Origin of the sequence: Ewingella sp. CoE-038-23 (genome assembly GCF_040419245.1) — a bacterium.
Classification (GTDB): domain Bacteria; phylum Pseudomonadota; class Gammaproteobacteria; order Enterobacterales; family Enterobacteriaceae; genus Ewingella; species Ewingella allii.
The window spans coordinates 3,386,273-3,402,797 of record NZ_JAZHOH010000001.1 but is presented as its reverse complement, the minus strand read 5'-3'; the positions used below and the strand labels follow the sequence as shown (position 1 = coordinate 3,402,797).

14 protein-coding genes and 1 other annotated feature are annotated in these 16,525 nt (G+C 53.1%); of the genes, 8 read left to right on the top strand and 6 right to left on the bottom strand.

From position 1 onward, the window contains the following. The first annotated feature begins 374 nt into the window (after positions 1–374). Genes V2154_RS16225 through V2154_RS16215 form a run of 3 tightly spaced genes read left to right on the top strand, consistent with a single transcriptional unit; the run spans position 375 to position 2,873 of the window. Positions 375–1,112: a metal ABC transporter ATP-binding protein gene (locus V2154_RS16225; RefSeq protein WP_353503052.1), complete on the top strand. Its 738-nt coding sequence runs from the start codon at positions 375–377 to the stop codon at positions 1,110–1,112. After that, positions 1,112–1,969: a metal ABC transporter permease gene (locus V2154_RS16220; protein WP_353503051.1), complete on the top strand. Its 858-nt coding sequence runs from the start codon at positions 1,112–1,114 to the stop codon at positions 1,967–1,969. Before V2154_RS16225 ends, V2154_RS16220 begins: the two co-directional genes overlap by 1 nt. Before the next feature lie 25 nt (positions 1,970–1,994). Further along, positions 1,995–2,873 (top strand): metal ABC transporter substrate-binding protein, encoded by an 879-nt coding sequence (locus tag V2154_RS16215; protein ID WP_353504015.1) that lies wholly within the window; start codon positions 1,995–1,997, stop codon positions 2,871–2,873. A gap of 121 nt (positions 2,874–2,994) precedes the next feature. Here V2154_RS16215 and ykgO read toward each other — a convergent pair whose 3' ends face one another. From ykgO to V2154_RS16195, 4 genes are all read right to left on the bottom strand, one after another. Next, positions 2,995–3,135 (bottom strand): type B 50S ribosomal protein L36, encoded by a 141-nt coding sequence (gene ykgO, locus V2154_RS16210; protein WP_072009903.1) that lies wholly within the window; start codon positions 3,133–3,135, stop codon positions 2,995–2,997. 17 nt (positions 3,136–3,152) lie between these two features. Next, on the bottom strand, positions 3,153–3,410 hold the full coding sequence (locus tag V2154_RS16205) for a type B 50S ribosomal protein L31 (RefSeq protein WP_353503050.1): 258 nt from the start codon (positions 3,408–3,410) through the stop codon (positions 3,153–3,155). A gap of 121 nt (positions 3,411–3,531) precedes the next feature. After that, positions 3,532–6,687: a multidrug efflux RND transporter permease subunit AcrB gene (acrB, locus tag V2154_RS16200; RefSeq protein WP_353503049.1), complete on the bottom strand. Its 3,156-nt coding sequence runs from the start codon at positions 6,685–6,687 to the stop codon at positions 3,532–3,534. Positions 6,688–6,703: 16 nt separating this feature from the next. Beyond that, positions 6,704–7,894, bottom strand: coding sequence for an efflux RND transporter periplasmic adaptor subunit (locus V2154_RS16195; protein ID WP_353503048.1), 1,191 nt, complete (start codon positions 7,892–7,894; stop codon positions 6,704–6,706). Positions 7,895–8,035: 141 nt separating this feature from the next. On the opposite strand from V2154_RS16195, the gene acrR reads away from it, so the two are divergent. Next, the gene (acrR, locus tag V2154_RS16190) at positions 8,036–8,683 is read left to right on the top strand and encodes a multidrug efflux transporter transcriptional repressor AcrR (protein WP_353503047.1); all 648 of its coding nucleotides are present in this window, start codon (positions 8,036–8,038) and stop codon (positions 8,681–8,683) included. Positions 8,684–8,817: 134 nt separating this feature from the next. After that, entirely contained in the window at positions 8,818–12,219 is a 3,402-nt protein-coding gene (gene mscK / locus V2154_RS16185) for a mechanosensitive channel MscK (RefSeq protein WP_353503046.1), read from the top strand. 66 nt (positions 12,220–12,285) lie between these two features. Here mscK and rsmS read toward each other — a convergent pair whose 3' ends face one another. Together rsmS and priC are read right to left on the bottom strand one after the other, a co-directional pair. Further along, entirely contained in the window at positions 12,286–12,459 is a 174-nt protein-coding gene (gene rsmS / locus V2154_RS16180) for a pleiotropic regulatory protein RsmS (RefSeq protein WP_072009902.1), read from the bottom strand. Positions 12,460–12,680: 221 nt separating this feature from the next. After that, positions 12,681–13,217, bottom strand: a complete 537-nt coding sequence (gene priC / locus V2154_RS16175) for a primosomal replication protein PriC (protein WP_353503045.1) — start codon at positions 13,215–13,217, stop codon at positions 12,681–12,683. A gap of 141 nt (positions 13,218–13,358) precedes the next feature. On the opposite strand from priC, the gene V2154_RS16170 reads away from it, so the two are divergent. The 3 genes from V2154_RS16170 (at position 13,359) to dnaX (ending at position 16,490) form a co-directional block, all read left to right on the top strand. Further along, positions 13,359–13,736, top strand: coding sequence for a DUF454 family protein (locus V2154_RS16170; protein WP_353503044.1), 378 nt, complete (start codon positions 13,359–13,361; stop codon positions 13,734–13,736). 171 nt (positions 13,737–13,907) lie between these two features. Further along, positions 13,908–14,459, top strand: coding sequence for an adenine phosphoribosyltransferase (gene apt, locus V2154_RS16165; RefSeq protein WP_353503043.1), 552 nt, complete (start codon positions 13,908–13,910; stop codon positions 14,457–14,459). Between the two features lie 75 nt (positions 14,460–14,534). Next, complete coding sequence (gene dnaX / locus V2154_RS16160; RefSeq protein ID WP_353503042.1) at positions 14,535–16,490, top strand: DNA polymerase III subunit gamma/tau; 1,956 nt, start codon at positions 14,535–14,537, stop codon at positions 16,488–16,490. Next, positions 15,817–15,881, top strand: a sequence feature (DnaX frameshifting element). It overlaps the preceding gene by 65 nt. Positions 16,491–16,525: the final 35 nt, after the last annotated feature.

Here is a 16,525-nt window from a genome sequence, read left to right as displayed (position 1 = left end):
TATTATCGCATGTTTTGGCGAGGTTTGCCCACGCAATGGCAAAATTCTTGCCTAACAAGGAAGAGTTATCTATATGATTTTTAAGTTTTTTATGAATGGTTAATATTTAATTACTTTTTCCTTACGTTAGAATTAAGCCAGAGATAAATAAAAAAAGAGTGAAGATTTGAATCTTATTAATGGCTAGCAAGACACGAAAGATTACAACTTTGCGTCTTGAATAGTTGAACGTCATGTGATGTTATATTGTAACATTCATGAGGTTTATCGATGAACAAGACATTATTTACACTCTCCGCCGTGACCCGTTGCGGGGCTGCTGCCATTTTACTGGCCCTATTGTGGGGCGGTATCTATTGGGCTATTTCGCTGCCATGATTTCTGTCTCACAACTTAAAGTCGGCTATGACCGACGCGCCGTCGCGATGCCCATCGAGGGCAATTTTAGCGAAGGTTCGCTCACCGCCGTGATCGGTGCCAATGGCGCAGGGAAGTCTACCTTTCTCAAAACGCTGGCGGGACTTCAGCCCGCCATTTCCGGCAATTTATCTTTTAATGAGGCAGGCAAGCCTGCTTCCCGCCCGCGCTTGGCTTATTTACCGCAGCAGGCAGAGCTGGATCGCGCATTCCCTATTAGCGTGTTTGATCTGGTGGCGATGGGCTGCTGGCCGCAAAGTGGCCTGTTTGGCGGAATTAATCGTCGCTCCGGCGAACGGGTGGAACAGGCGCTGGAAACCGTGGGAATGACATCCATGGCGCACTTGCTGGTTGGCGAGTTGTCTGGCGGCCAGCTGCAACGCACTTTATTCGCTCGATTGCTGATCCAACAAGCCCCGCTGATCATGCTCGATGAGCCTTTCACCGGCATCGACAGCCAAACCACCGAGCTGCTGTTGAAGGTGATTGCCCAGTGGCACCAGGAAGGGCGTACGGTGATTGCCGTGCTGCACGATATTTCCATGGTTGCGCGCCATTTTCCGCACGTTTTATACCTCAGCGCACAGCGTAATATTTGGGGGACCACCGATCACGTCCTGAGCCATTTCCCCAATCCGACCCACGCCTGTGTCTCCAACGACACCTTTACCCTTGCCGCTGGGGTTACTGCTTGATGATGTTATTCCACCTAATTGCCGATCCTTTTATTGAATTTGGTTTTATGCGCCGCGCGCTGATTGCCTGTTTGGCGCTCTCCATCAGCGCCACGCCGCTCGGCGTTTTTCTGTTACTGCGCCGGATGAGTCTGGTGGGCGACGCCTTATCCCACGCCGTTTTGCCCGGTGCGGCTATTGGCTATCTGATTTCCGGCATGTCGCTGGTCGCCATGGGCGTCGGCGGTTTTATCGCGGGTTTGGCCGTCGCCATGCTATCAGGCTTGGTGAGCCGCCGAACGCAGTTAAAAGAAGATGCCAGCTTTGCCGGTTTCTATTTGGGATCGCTCGCCTTGGGCGTCACGCTAGTCTCCCTGCGCGGCTCAAGTGTCGATCTTCTACACGTGCTGTTTGGCTCGATTTTGGCCATTGATTCTCCGTCGATCGTCATGGTCGGTATTATCACCTCCGTATCCGTCTTAGTGCTGGCCGCGGTGTATCGCGCGCTGGTGATTGAGTCATTTGACTCACTGTTCTTGCGCGTTAGCGCAGGCAAATGGCTGGCGGCGATCCACGGGATATTCTTGGCACTGGTGGTGGTTAATCTGGTCGCGGGGTTCCAAATCCTCGGCACGCTGATGTCCGTCGGCCTGATGATGTTGCCTGCGGCGAGTGCGCGCTTCTGGGCGCGAGACCTGCCACACACCATTTTAAGCGCCATGGTGATTGGGGTGATCAGCAGCATTGTTGGCCTTGAGTGGTCATATTACGCCTCGCTGCCTGCTGGTCCGGCCATCGTGCTTAGCGCCAGTGCCATATTCTTTATTTCAGTTTTATTTGGAACGCGCGGCGGCATGTTGACCGCCTCGCGCCGTTAAGCAGTACCACAAGAAAGGAGAAATGATGAAACGTTTACCTGTTGCTCTGGCAGTAGCTGCCCTGCTGTCGAGCCCACTGGCTATGGCGAAAACCGTCACCGCCGTGGCCAGTTTTTCAATTTTGGGGGATATCGTTCACCAGGTTGGTGGCGATCACGTGAAAGTGAATAGCCTGGTTGGCCCGGATGGCGACCCGCACAGCTTCGAACCTTCGCCGCAAGACAGCAAAGAGATCAATGCCTCAGATGTCGTGTTCGTCAGCGGCTTGGGTCTGGAAGGGTGGATCGACCGTCTGGTTTCCGCATCAGGTTATAAAGGCAAAGTGGTGACCGCCTCCGAAGGCGTGAAATCCAGCCAGATGGTTGATGATGGTAAAGAGATCACTGACCCGCACGCCTGGAACAGCATGGCGAACGGCGTGATTTATGCCACCAACGTTATGAACGCCTTGATTGCCGCGGACCCTGAAGATGCAGACTATTTCCGCAAACGGGGTGGCGCTTATATCGAACAGCTGAAAAAGCTCGATGAGTGGGCGAAATCCGAATTCGCCAACGTCCCGCAAGAGAAGCGTAAGGTTCTGACCAGCCACGATGCTTTCGGCTATTTCGGCCGCGAATATCACGTCACCTTTATGGCGCCGGTAGGCTTCTCAACCGAAGCTGAAGCCAGCGCCAGCGGCGTTGCCTCGCTGATTAAGCAGATCAAAGAAGAGAAGGTGAAAACCTACTTTATCGAGAACCAAACTGATCCTCGCTTAGTGAAGCAAATTGCTGCAGCGACCGGGGCTCAGGCCGGCGGCGAACTCTATCCAGAGGCGTTGTCTGGTCCGAAAGGTCCGGCGACCACCTATGAGAAAGCCTTTAAACATAATGTTGAGACTATCGTCGCCAGCATGAAGTAAGCACTAACCCTTTCCGCCGTTGATGCGGAAAGGGATTCATCATTTCTGTAAAAAAGAAAAAGCCCCGTCCGGGCAAGCGGCGGGGCTTTTTTATTAAGGTGTTGGCGCAAAGCGTCGCGTTTTAGCGTTTTTTCTTCTTACCTTGTACCGCTTTAAATCGCGGATTGGTTTTGCAAATCACATAAACTCGGCCCTTGCGACGCACCACGCGACAGTCTGGATGGCGGTTTTTCGCAGAGCGAAGTGAACTTAAAACCTGCATGACTGACTCCTAACCTGTTACTTCTTTTTGCCAAGGAAGCTGCCAAAACGCTGGTTGAAGCGCGCGGTGCTGCCTTCTTTGGAGAAGTCCTTTTGCTTACCTGTGTAGTACGGGTGAGATTGAGAAGAGACTTCAATTGTAATGTAAGGGAAGGTGGTGCCTTCCAGTTCGATGGTGCGATCGGTCTTGATGGTTGATCCCACTTTGAAATATTCATCGGCGCTGGTGTCGTGGAATACCACGGTGCGATAGGCAGGATGGATACCTGGCTTCATAATAACCTCAAATGTTATGTTATACTATAACAAATAGTATGCGCCAGTTGCTGCGTGGGTTCAAGTCTTGAAATAAAAAAAGGCCGCTATTCGCGGCCTTTTCAATTTGCTTCACACTGGATTAGTGTTTTGGTTGCTGCTCTACAGCGTGAGTATGTTCGATATCCTCATTCTTCTTACCAAAGCGGCGGCGTACCACCACGAAGAAGACCGGAACAAAGAAGATAGCCAACAGCGTTGCGGTGATCATCCCGCCCATTACGCCAGTACCTACGGCGTTCTGAGAACCGGAACCTGCACCGCTACTGATAACCAGTGGCATAACACCGAGGATAAATGCCAGTGATGTCATCAGAATTGGACGCAAACGCATACGAACCGCTTCGAGAGTCGACTCAACCAGACCTTTGCCTTCCTTGTCCATCAAGTCTTTGGCGAATTCCACAATCAAGATTGCGTTCTTCGCCGACAGCCCGATGGTGGTCAACAGACCTACCTGGAAGTAAACGTCATTGCTCAGACCACGCATAGTTGCTGCGATCAACGCACCGACTACGCCCAGCGGAACAACCAGCATGACCGAGAATGGAATCGACCAGCTTTCATACAGCGCTGCCAGACAGAGGAATACCACAATCAGCGAGATAGCATACAGGGCAGGGGCCTGGTTACCTGACAAACGTTCCTGATAAGAAAGGCCTGTCCAGTCAAAGCCGATACCATTTGGCAGCTTCGATGCTAAAGATTCCATCATTGCCATGGCATCACCACTACTCTTGCCCGGTGCCGGCTGACCAAGGATTTCCATCGATGGCAGACCGTTATAGCGTTCAAGACGTGGCGAACCGTATTCCCACTTCATGCTAGAGAAGGCTGAGAACGGCACCATCTGACCTGAACTACCACGAACATAGAGGTTGTTAATGTCTGATGGCAGCATGCGGTATTTGTTTTCCGCCTGCACGTACACTTTCTTCACGCGGCCACGGTCGATGAAGTCATTGACGTAACTACCGCCGATTGACGCACCCAGCGTGGTGTTGATGTCAGACAGTGAAACGCCCAGCGCCGACGCTTTCTCTTGGTCGATTTCCACTTTGAACTGTGGCGTATCTTCCAGACCGTTAGGACGAACCTGCGTCAGCAAGTCAGGGTGTTGCGCGACCATGCCGAGCAGTTGGTTACGCGCCTGAGTCAGTTTGTCGTGACCCAAGTTAGCCTGGTCAATCAACTCGAAGTCGAAGCCGCTGGCTGTACCCAATTCCACGATAGCTGGCAGGTTGAACGCGAACACCAAACCGTCTTTGATTTGACTGAAAGCACCCATTGCACGCGCCGCAATCGCCGGAACTTTGTTTTCAGCGCCGCTACGATCGGCCCAGTCTTTCAGACTGATAAACGCAATACCGGTGTTCTGACCACGACCTGCGAAACCAAAGCCGTTAACGGTAAAGACCGATTCAACGTTGGCTTTCTCTTTAGTCAGATAGTAATTACTGACTTCATCCAACACCTTCTGCGTACGTTCCTGGGTGGCACCCGCCGGTAGCTGGGCCATGGTCAGGAATACACCCTGGTCTTCTTCTGGTAAGAACGAAGTCGGCAGGCGGATAAACAGGAATGCCATGCCCACAACGATCAGCAGATACAGAATCAAGTAACGACCGGTGCTGCGCAGAATGTTGCCTACGCTGTCGGTATAGTGATGCGTACTTTGGTCGAATTTCTTGTTAAACCAGCCGAAGAAGCCTTTTTTCTCGCCGTGGTCACCCTTGGCGATAGGTTTCAGCATGGTGGCACACAGTGCCGGAGTCAGGATCATTGCTACCAGTACTGACAGCACCATCGCGGAAACAATGGTGATGGAGAACTGACGGTAGATAACGCCGGTTGAACCACCGAAGAACGCCATCGGGATGAATACCGCTGACAGAACCATGGCAATACCGACCAGTGCACCCTGAATCTGCTCCATCGATCGTTTGGTGGCTTCTTTCGGCGGCAGGCCCTCTTCGACCATGACGCGCTCGACGTTTTCTACCACCACGATGGCGTCATCCACCAATAGCCCTATCGCAAGCACCATACCGAACATCGTTAGGGTGTTTATCGAATAACCAAACGCGGACAAAATCGCAAAAGTACCTAACAACACGACCGGCACGGCAATCGTTGGGATAAGCGTTGCGCGGAAGTTTTGCAGGAACAGGTACATTACCAAGAAGACCAATATGATGGCTTCTAACAGGGTTTTCCCTACTTCTTGAATCGAAATCTTAACAAATGGCGTGGTGTCGTATGGATAAACCACTTTCAAGCCAGCAGGGAAGAACGATTGCAGTTTTCCAAGCGTAGCTTTTACTGAGGCCGCGGTATCCAGGGCGTTAGCGCCTGTTGCCAGTTTAATCCCCAGACCTGCTGCCGGTTGGCCGTTAAAGCGCGCAACCACGTCGTAGTTTTCACCACCCAGCTGGATTTTAGCCACGTCTTTCAGGCGAACCTGAGAGCCATCTGGATTCACTTTCAGAATGATTTTGCCGAACTCATCCGCAGACTTCAGACGGGTCTGAGCAACGATTGATGAGTTAAGCTGCTGGCCTGGAACTGGTGGTGTACCACCCAACTGGCCCGCTGCAATCTGGTTGTTCTGAACTTTAATCGCGTTGATAACATCAACCGGCGTGAGCTGGAAGTTGTTGAGCTTATTCGGGTCCATCCAGATACGCATCGCGTACTGAGCACCAAACAGCTGAACGTCACCAACACCTGCAGTACGGCTGATAGGATCTTTAATGTTTGAACCCACGTAGTCGGCGATATCATCCTGAGACATGGTGCCGTCAGTGGAGATAAAGCCCGCAACCATTAAGAAGCTGCTACTGGATTTTTCTACCGAAATACCTTGCTGCTGAACTTCTTGCGGCAGCAACGGCGTTGCTAGCTGCAGTTTGTTCTGCACCTGTACCTGGGCAATATCTGCGTCAGTACCGGAAGCAAAGGTCAGGGTTATCTGAACCGTACCTGATGAATCACTGGTCGACGACATATACATCATGTTGTCGATACCGTTCATGTTTTGTTCGATAACCTGAGTGACGGTGTCCTGAACCGTTTGTGCATCAGCACCTGGATAAGTAGCCGTCAACTGGATCGCTGGCGGCGCAACGGTTGGATACTGCGCGATAGGTAGCGAGATTATCGCTAATCCCCCCGCCAACATGATGATGATGGCGATAACCCACGCAAATATCGGGCGATCTATAAAAAACTTAGCCATGAATTACCGGCTCCTATTAAGACTTCGGCGCTGTATCAGATGCAGCCTGTTTCTTAGCGTCTGCGTTTTGATCGACTTCCTGCGCATTAACCTGCACGCCTGGTTTGATTTTCTGTAGTCCGGTCACGATAACTTTGTCACCAGATTTCAGGCCATCGGTTACAACCCATTTGTCGCCGATCGCTTGCGTCGTGGTCACAGTGCGGAGTTCAACTTTATTGTCTGCACCAACAACCATGGCGGTTGCGTCACCGCGCGGGTTACGGGTGATCCCTTGCTGTGGAACCAATAATGCGTTGTTGTTTACACCTTCATCCAGACGGGCGCGAACGAACATACCCGGCAGCAATGCGTCATCTGGGTTCGGGAACACTGCGCGTAAGGTAATGGAGCCGGTGGTTTCATCAACGGTAACATCAGAGAATTCCAATGTACCCGCTTGCTTATATTCACTACCGTTATCTAACAGCAGCTTAACTTGCGCTTTGCCATTAGCTTGCTTCAGAGAGCCATCAGCCAGTTCCTGCTTCAGACGCAGGAAGTCATTGCTTGATTGGGTCACGTCGACATAGATAGGGTCGAGTTGTTGCACCGTTGCCAATGCGTCAGCCTGGCCGTTAGTCACCAGAGCGCCTTCGGTTACAGCAGATTTACCAATACGACCGGAAATCGGAGAGGTGACTTTGGTGTAAGCAAGGTTGATACGCGCAGATTCAACCGCTGCTTTCGCTGCAACCACGGCCGCATCGGCCTGTGCTGCGTTAGAGAAAGCGGTGTCGTAGTCTTGTTTACTGACGTAATTGGTGCCTAACAGTGGCTTGTAACGATTAACCGTAACGCGAGCAACTTGAGCACTAGCTTGGGCTTTAACTAAATCGCCTTTCGCACTGTCGTAAGCAGCCTGATAAGTCGCAGGATCAATTTGATACAAGGACATGCCAGCTTTAATGTCACTGCCTTCCACGAAGTTGCGCTTCAGGATAATGCCGGTGACTTGGGGACGAACTTCTGCAATGCGGAAGGAGGCTGTACGACCAGGAAGCTCGGTGGTCACATTCATGGCTTCAGTTTTCAGTGTTACGACACCGACTTCTGGAGCTTTTGGCGCGCCTTGTTGAGCTTCTTTATCATTACATCCTGTAAGTGCTAAGCTTCCGGAAAGCATCAGAACTACCGCCAGAGGCGTTAACCCTCTGTTTCTGTTCATAAATAAACCTCAAGTGTCCGATTTCAATTTGTCCAATGGATCACAAGCTTTAAAACCCATTGCTGCGCTTTTAATATGTGCGTGCTATGTTACATACATTCCCGAATGTATGTAAATCAAACGCCCCCAAAAGCTGACGCCATGGCACGAAAAACCAAATTACAGGCCCTTGAGACTCGACAACAGATTTTAGATGCTGCTGTTCAGGAGTTCTCTGCCCGTGGCGTTGCCTCAACTTCGCTGACTGATATTGCCAATGCCGCCGGCGTCACTAGGGGCGCAATCTACTGGCATTTCAAGAATAAGGTTGAATTGTTTAATGGGGTCTGGGAAGAGTGTGAGTCCCAGATGCACTTACTCGAATTAGAGTATCAGACAAAGTTTCCCAATAATCCACTGCGGGTTTTGCGCGAGATACTGATTTATTTCTTACGTGCCACAGTAAACAATCCCCGTCGTAGGGCTTTGATGGAGATAATATTTCACAAATGTGAATTTGTTGGGGAGATGACGTCAGTTCATGAAGCGCGCAAGGCGCTATATCTTGAAGGCTACGGCAAGATAGAACGTATTCTTCAGAAATGCATTGATGCCGAGGAATTACCGCAGAATGTACACCCGCGTCAGGCGGCTATTATTCTTCGCGCTTATATTACTGGATTAATGGAGAACTGGCTGTTCGTCCCCGAAAGCTTTGATTTAGAAGGGCAGGCGGCCCAACTGATTGATACCTATATTGAAATGCTAAGGTTCTGCCCGAGCCTGCTCCTGCCAAAAACCGCGCCTTAATCCGTCCCCTTCATTCTGTGAGTTTTTTGTCATTTTGTGACGTATTCTGACACGCTTTTCCGACTTCATAACTCTGTGTCACCTGTTAGTGTAGTGTTAATATCAACCTCTCTTTCTCGACACAATGTGCATCCATGTTTAAGCGATCCTCCGCGTTGCCATACTCGTCTTCATATTATCTATTTCCGCTGACTTTTTTGCGTGGCCTGACTTTGACATTACTGGTGTCGTTGGCGCTTTCCTTTATTACATGCGCTAATGCGGCAGTTAATAATGATCTGCCTACTCGTTCTGAAGTGCAGAACCAATTTGATGCGCTGAATAAGCAAAAAAGCCTGACGCCGGTCGAGAAACTTTCGCAGCAGGATTTAGTCCACACCCTCGAGTATTTAGACGCCCTCGAGCGCGTGAAGCAGGATACGGCGCAGCTGCGCCAACAGGTGGCTGATGCCCCGGTCAAATTGCGCAACGCGGCAGATGGCCTGGATAAGCTGAAAAACGGGAATAACGACGGTGTGACCAAAGAGTCGCTGGCGACACTCTCTCTGCGCCAGTTAGAAAATCGCCTGAATGATACGCTCGACGATCTGCAATCCTCGCAGGAGGATTTGTCCACTTTTAACACCCAGCTTATCTCATTGCAAACCCAGCCCGAGCGGGTGCAGGGCGCGATGTACAACTACTCGCTGGCTATCCAGAAAGTGCGCAACCAGCTAAACGGCATGGCGCCGGGGCAGCAGGATCTGCGCGCCACCCAGCAGACCATGTTGGTGACAGAGCAAGCCTTGCTCAACGCGCAGATTGATTACCAGCGCAAAAGTCTGGAAGCCAACACCACGCTGCAAGATTTACTGCAAAAGCAGCGCGATTTCACCAATGCGCACATCGGCCAGCTGGAGCGCGTGGCGCAAATGCTGCAAGAGGTGGTGAATGGCAAACGCCTGACCCTCTCCGAGCGCACCGCCAAAGAGGCGCAAACGCCGGATGACACCTCCAATATTCAAAATGACCCGCTGGTGGCCCAAGAGTTGGGGATTAACCGCACCCTGAGCCAGCGACTGATTGCCGCCACCGAAGAGGGTAACCAGCTGGTTCAAAAGAACATTACGGTCAAAAACTGGCTCGATCGCTCTTCGCAGGCCGAGCACGACCTGAAAGAGCAGATCAGCGTGCTGAAGGGCAGTCTGCTGCTGTCGCGAATTCTTTATCAGCAGCAGCAAAATACCATTCCGCCGACTGGCCTGATGACCGACATGAGCGCCAAGATTGCCGATTTGCGCCTCGAGCAGTTCACCATCAACCAGCAGCGCGACGCGTTATTTCAGGGCGATAGCTACATTCAGGGCGTGGTGGACAGCAGCAAAGAGAAGATTAACGACGACATTAGCGACGCGCTGGATCAGATTGTCGACATGCGCCGCGAGCTGCTGGACCAGTTGAATAAGCAGTTGGGAAATCAGCTTTCGCTGGCGATCAATCTGCAAATTAACCAGCAGCAGTTACTGAGTATCAATGAGTCCTTAACCCAGACGCTGACCCAACAGATCTTCTGGGTGAGCAGTAACAAGCCGATGAACTGGGACTTCATCAAAACCCTGCCGAGCGAGGTCAAAAGCCAACTTAGCGAGCTGCGAATCAAGATGCCGCTGGGCGAGCTGATGATGGGAGGGTTACATTCGCTGCCGGTCAACGTGCCGCTGCTGGTGGTGATTCTGGTGCTGTTGCTGCGTCGCCGCGCGTTGCAAAGGCATCTCGACAAGCTCAATAGCGACGTCGGCCAGCTCAAGCGCGACACCCAGCTGCACACGCCGCGCGCCCTGATGATCATCATGCTGAGCACTCTGCCGGGCGTGTTGCTGACCCTCGGCATCGGCTATTGGTTCTCGCAGTGCGATATCGAACTCAGCGATTTCCTCTGGGCGCTGTCCCAGCGTCTGGCGGTCTTTATACTGGTGATGGGCTTCTGCTTCCGCCTGCTAAAACCCAATGGCGTCAGCGAACGCCATTTCAACACCTCGGCAACCCAATGCGCCCATTACCGGCGCTCGGTGGTGCGGCTGGCGCTGGTGATGCTGCCGCTGATCTTCTGGTCGGTGCGCGGCGAGAAAGCGCCGCTGGGGCTAGTGGATGACATCATTGGTCAGGTGGTGATCCTCTTGACCTTAATCGCGCTGGCCGTGCTGGTGTTCCCAATTTTCCGCGACAGCTGGCGGGAGAAGAACACCCACAGCGTGCGGCTGGTGATTGTGGCGGCCATTGCGATTGCGCCGCTGTTGCTGGTCGGGCTGATGGTCGCGGGCTACTTCTATACTACGCTGCGCCTAGCCGGGCGCTGGATAGACAGCTTCTATTTACTGATTTTGTGGAATATTACCTATCTCAGCGCGCTGCGTGGTTTGAGCGTCGCGGCGCGCCGTCTGGCTTATCGCCGTGCGCTGGCGCGCCGTCAAAGCATTAATGCCAAAGAGGGGGCGGAAGGGAGTGAGCCAGTGGAGGAGGCGCCACTGGGTTTAGACCAAATTAACCAGCAGTCGCTGCGTTTGACCACCATGGTGCTGTTCTTTATTTTCGCCAGCGTATTCTACTGGATTTGGTCCGATTTACTCACCGTTATCTCCTATCTCGACAGCATTTCGCTGTGGCACTACTCCAGTAATGTCGCGGGCAGCGTGGTGCAGCAGACGGTCACTCTCGGCAATCTGTTGCTGGCCTTTGTGGCGGTGATTGTGGCCTATGTGCTGACTCGCAACCTGCCGGGCCTGCTGGAAGTGGTGGTGCTGTCGCGGCTACAGCTGCGGCAGGGCACCTCCTACGCCATCACCACCATCATGACTTACTCGATTACGGTGATCGGTACGGTGACGGCGCTCGGCTCGCTTGGCGTCTCTTGGGATAAACTCCAGTGGCTAGTCGCGGCGCTGTCAGTGGGCTTAGGCTTTGGTTTACAAGAGATTTTTGCCAACTTCGTTTCAGGTTTGATCATCCTGTTCGAACGCCCGGTGCGTATCGGCGACACGGTAACCATTGGCACTTTCTCGGGCACGGTGAGCCGAATTCGTATTCGCGCCACCACTATTATCGACTTTGACCGCAAAGAAGTGATCATCCCGAACAAAGCCTTTGTGACCGAAAGGCTGATCAACTGGTCGCTGTCCGACACTGTCACGCGCATCATCATTAAAGTCGGCGTGGCCTATGGCTCGGATCTGGATAAAGTGAAAGAGATCCTGCTGCAAGCCGCCCATGAAAGCTCACGCGTCATGAGCGATCCGGCGCCGCTTGTCTATTTCCTTAACTTTGGTGCCAGCACCTTAGATCACGAATTACGGGTTTATGTGCGTGAACTTGGGGATCGCAGCCACACGGTGGACGAACTCAACCGCACCATCGACAGGCTGTGCCGCGAAAACGATATCAACATCGCCTTCAACCAGTTGGAAGTGTATCTACACGATAAAAACGGGGGAGAAGAGGTGCAGGAAGTGAAGCGGGAACTGCGTCAGCCGGGGGAACCTTTGCCGCCAGAGGCGGTGTAAGTCCTGTTTTTACAGGGAATGTGCTGAAGACATTCCCTGTTTCTTCCAGTCATTCTCTGACCGAAATTACAAATAACTCACAGACAGCGTATTCAAGCTGCCTTTAAGCTTTTCCTGATAATCGCGTTTGACGATCTCAAGCGCGGCGAGCGCGGTTTCAGGTGCAATTTCATTGCACTCAAGTAAGTAGATCAAATCAACAGCGAGTTGTAGCTCGGGTGGCGCATTTTCGACAGACATGGGAGCCAACGTTCAGTGTAGTGTGCGATGTAAATAAAGATCCGTTTTTGTTCAAATGACAGTTTTCAACGGATCCGAAGTCAGCCTGAAGCAGGTAAGGAGTGGCTCAGTTAAGCAGCAGCCAGGACCTTTTAGGAAATTTAATCACTCAGGCATGGAAACTGATTATAGATAATAAATGTCTCCACCTGCCTGCAGTTTTCAAAAAATGTGATAAACATTCAAAAACCTTTTTCCTGCCTTTCAATTTGCCGCTCGATTTTGGCTAACGCCTGCCTGCATCTCATCAATCGACCTTCCAGCGCGGCCAGTTCCTTCTGCACTCTTTGCTGATCGCTGAAAGTGGCAAGCTGCCCAAGGGTGCTCTCACGGTCTTCAATCATGGCGATTAAACGGCGCTCAAACTGCTGGGTTTCTGCCAGCCGGGTGTAGTTGTCGTGGCTTTTACGCTCTGGCGTTTGGTGAGTCTTGCGCAGACCCTGAGTTGCCAGTTCGCGCTGCAAGGCTGTAATTTGGGAGATCAGCCGCTCGGCGACAAACGCCACCTGCGCCTGACGTTTCTCCGCCACCACCTGATGCAGCTGGCCAAGATTGACCCGCACTTCAGCCAGATAGTCGCGCAGTCGGGTGCCTTTGGTGGCGAACAGCGTCACGTCGAAACGCGCCTGCTGGGCCGAAACGTGGCCGACAGGTTCAATTTCTTGCGCGAGCGCCTCTATTTGTTGGCTCAGGGCGTGCAATATTTGTTCAGTGCTCACAGGGGTTCTCCGCGTTGGACCTGATTAGCTTACCCTGAAGCTCACCAGATACAAGGCACGCGGTGTTTGGCAGCGCCTAGGCAGTTGTTTACACTGGCGGCATAGCGACATCGATAACATAGACAAGTCGACAAGGATTGTATGAAACGTGTTTTGTTGATCATTCTGGGGTGGGTATGCGTGGTGCTGGCGACGCTGGGCGTAGTGCTGCCTTTATTACCTACCACGCCGTTTCTGCTGCTGGCGGCATGGTGCTTTGCTCGCTCGTCGCCGCGTTTTCACTACTGGCTGCTATATCGCTCGTGGTTTGGCAGTTACCTGCGCCACTGGCAGGAACATCGCGCCTTGCCACCCGGCGCAAAAGGCAAAGCCGTGCTGGTGATCCTCATTACGTTTGCCATTTCTCTCTATTTTGTCCCGCTGTGGTGGGTGCGCGTTTTACTGCTTTGTATCATGTTCGGGCTGCTTATCATGATGTGGCGCTTACCAGTGGTTGACCTAAAGCAACAAAAAAGGTGATCATGTCCGGCTGCGGGTTGCTTTTTAAAGCGGCTTTGCATAGATTTGGGCATCTCGCGCACCCTCATGCGCGCCAATTTCCTTCCTTAAACAGCCAAACACTTTTGTAAGGCATGAGCCATTTACTGGTTCGCGTTTAAGTATGAACAGCAGTTTTATCAGGCACTTATTATGACAGCTACCGCACAGCAGCTAGAGTTTATCAAAAACAGCATTAAATCCATTCAAGACTACCCGAAACCGGGCATTCTGTTCCGCGACGTCACCAGCCTGCTGGAAGACCCGGCAGCCTATGCCGCCAGCATTCAACTGCTGGCCGACCGTTATCGTGACTCCGGCGTCACCAAAGTGGTGGGTACCGAAGCGCGTGGTTTCTTGTTTGGTGCTCCGGTGGCCTTGGCTCTGGGTGTGGGTTTTGTGCCAGTGCGTAAACCGGGTAAATTGCCACGCGAAACCCTGAGCGAAAGCTATGAGTTGGAATACGGCACTGACAGTCTGGAAATCCACACTGACTCTATCAATGCCGGTGAGAAGATCCTGGTTATCGATGACCTGCTGGCAACCGGCGGCACCATCGAAGCCACCGTGAAGCTGATCCGCCGTTTGGGGGGGGAAGTGACTGACGCAGCATTCATCATTAATCTGTTCGATCTCGGCGGTGCAGAGCGCCTGAGCAAGATGAATATCAACTGCTACAGCCTGGTCGACTTCCCAGGCCATTGATTGACACAAGCCTCGCCTGCCCAGGCGAGGCTGTGATAGCATGACCCTCCCGACCACTCGACTTCTCCGGTATTAATGAGCTATCAGGTTCTGGCCCGTAAGTGGCGCCCTCAAACTTTCGCCGACGTCGTCGGACAGGAACATGTGCTGACCGCGCTGGCCAACGGCCTGTCGCTCGGACGCATCCATCACGCTTATCTGTTTTCCGGCACCCGCGGTGTGGGGAAGACCACCATTGCGCGCCTGTTAGCGAAAGGGCTGAACTGTGAAACCGGTATTACTTCTACGCCGTGCGGCGTGTGTGATAACTGCCGTGAAATCGAACAGGGCCGTTTTGTTGATCTGATTGAAATCGACGCCGCGTCCCGTACCAAAGTAGAAGATACCCGCGAACTGCTGGACAACGTGCAATATGCGCCAGCGCGCGGTCGCTTCAAAGTTTACCTGATTGACGAAGTCCACATGCTCTCGCGTCACAGCTTCAATGCGCTGTTGAAAACGCTGGAAGAGCCGCCTTCGCACGTCAAATTCTTGCTGGCTACTACTGATCCACAGAAGTTGCCGGTGACAATTCTCTCCCGCTGCCTGCAGTTCCACCTGAAGGCGCTGGATGTCGAACAAATTCGCAAGCAGCTCGACGTGGTGCTGACCGCCGAGCAGATCAGCAGCGAGCCGCGCGCTCTGCAACTGCTGGCCCGCGCGGCCGACGGCAGTATGCGTGACGGCCTGAGCCTGACCGACCAAGCTATCGCCATGGGGCAGGGCGCAGTAACCACCGAAACCGTGTCGCAGATGCTGGGGACGCTGGATGACGAGCAGCCGCTAGCCGTGCTTGAAGCCCTGGTGAGCGCCGACGGCGCGCAGATGATGGCGCAGGTGGAGCATGCTGCTTCTCGCGGCGTTGACTGGGAAAACCTGCTGGTGGAAACGCTGGCGTTGCTGCATCGCATCGCTATGGTACAGCTGTTACCCACGGTGCTCGACAACCATTACGCCGCCATTGAGCAACGCCTGCGCGAGCTGGCGCGGGTTATCCCGCCTGCCGATGTGCAGCTTTATTACCAAACGTTGCTGATTGGCCGCAAAGAACTGGCCTACGCGCCGGACAAGCGCATGGGCGTCGAGATGACCCTGCTGCGCGCCTTGGCTTTCCACCCAAAAGTGGTGATTGCTGAACCTGTAGTCCAGCCGTCGGTAGCCCCAGCAGCCACTGTGCCAGCGCCTTCTGCTGCGCCAGAAGCCCAGCCGCAAAGCAGAACTTCTCAGCAAGAAACACCGCCGCCGCAAGGCGCGCCGCAGCCAGGTATCTCAGATACCACGGCGCAACTGTTACAGGCCCGAACACAACTACTCAGGCAGCAGGGGAATACCACCCCAAAAAAAGCTGAGCCGGCAGCGCCAGGAAAAGCGCGGCCGGCAAACTCAGCCCTGGAGCGTTTAGCTTCGGTGACTGAGCGTGTGCAAACGCAGGCCAGCGCCAGAAAAGAGAAAGAACCTGAGCAGCCCGTAAAAGAAGAAGCTTATCGCTGGAAAGCCCTGAACGAGCCGGAAGAGGCACCCGAGCCGGTGGCGACGCCCAAGGCGCTGCGCACCGCGCTGGAGCATGAGAAGTCGCCGGAACTGGCCGCGCGTCTGGCGGTCGAAGCCACTGAGCGCGACGGCTGGGCGGCTGAAATCAACCAGATGGTGATGCCAAAACTGGTTCAGCAACTGGCCCTGAACGCGTGGTGTGAAAAGGTTGAAGCCGGGAAAATCACTTTGCATCTGCGCTCTTCGCAGCGCCACTTGAATTCCCCTTCGGCACAAAAAGTGCTGACGGACGCACTATCGACACTCCATCAGACGCCGGTTGAACTCACCGTGCTAGAAGATGATAATCTGGCGGTCAAAACGCCTCTGGAGTGGCGACAAGCCATATATGAAGAGAAGCTGGCGCAGGCGCGCCAGTCGATTATTGCGGATAACAATATTCAAACTCTGCGCCGTTTCTTCGACGCCGAGCTTGATGAAGAGAGTATTCGCCCTGTTTAAACGCCGCAAATCCCCGCGGCCCGACGCAAAGAGAG

Coding starts and splice junctions, on each gene's coding strand:
- V2154_RS16225 (WP_353503052.1), top strand. CDS start 375: ATGATTTCTGTCTCACAACTTAAAGTCGGCTATGACCGACGCGCCGTC.
- V2154_RS16220 (WP_353503051.1), top strand. CDS start 1,112: ATGATGTTATTCCACCTAATTGCCGATCCTTTTATTGAATTTGGTTTT.
- V2154_RS16215 (WP_353504015.1), top strand. CDS start 1,995: ATGAAACGTTTACCTGTTGCTCTGGCAGTAGCTGCCCTGCTGTCGAGC.
- ykgO (WP_072009903.1), bottom strand. CDS start 3,135: ATGCAGGTTTTAAGTTCACTTCGCTCTGCGAAAAACCGCCATCCAGAC.
- V2154_RS16205 (WP_353503050.1), bottom strand. CDS start 3,410: ATGAAGCCAGGTATCCATCCTGCCTATCGCACCGTGGTATTCCACGAC.
- acrB (WP_353503049.1), bottom strand. CDS start 6,687: ATGGCTAAGTTTTTTATAGATCGCCCGATATTTGCGTGGGTTATCGCC.
- V2154_RS16195 (WP_353503048.1), bottom strand. CDS start 7,894: ATGAACAGAAACAGAGGGTTAACGCCTCTGGCGGTAGTTCTGATGCTT.
- acrR (WP_353503047.1), top strand. CDS start 8,036: ATGGCACGAAAAACCAAATTACAGGCCCTTGAGACTCGACAACAGATT.
- mscK (WP_353503046.1), top strand. CDS start 8,818: ATGTTTAAGCGATCCTCCGCGTTGCCATACTCGTCTTCATATTATCTA.
- rsmS (WP_072009902.1), bottom strand. CDS start 12,459: ATGTCTGTCGAAAATGCGCCACCCGAGCTACAACTCGCTGTTGATTTG.
- V2154_RS16170 (WP_353503044.1), top strand. CDS start 13,359: ATGAAACGTGTTTTGTTGATCATTCTGGGGTGGGTATGCGTGGTGCTG.
- apt (WP_353503043.1), top strand. CDS start 13,908: ATGACAGCTACCGCACAGCAGCTAGAGTTTATCAAAAACAGCATTAAA.
- dnaX (WP_353503042.1), top strand. CDS start 14,535: ATGAGCTATCAGGTTCTGGCCCGTAAGTGGCGCCCTCAAACTTTCGCC.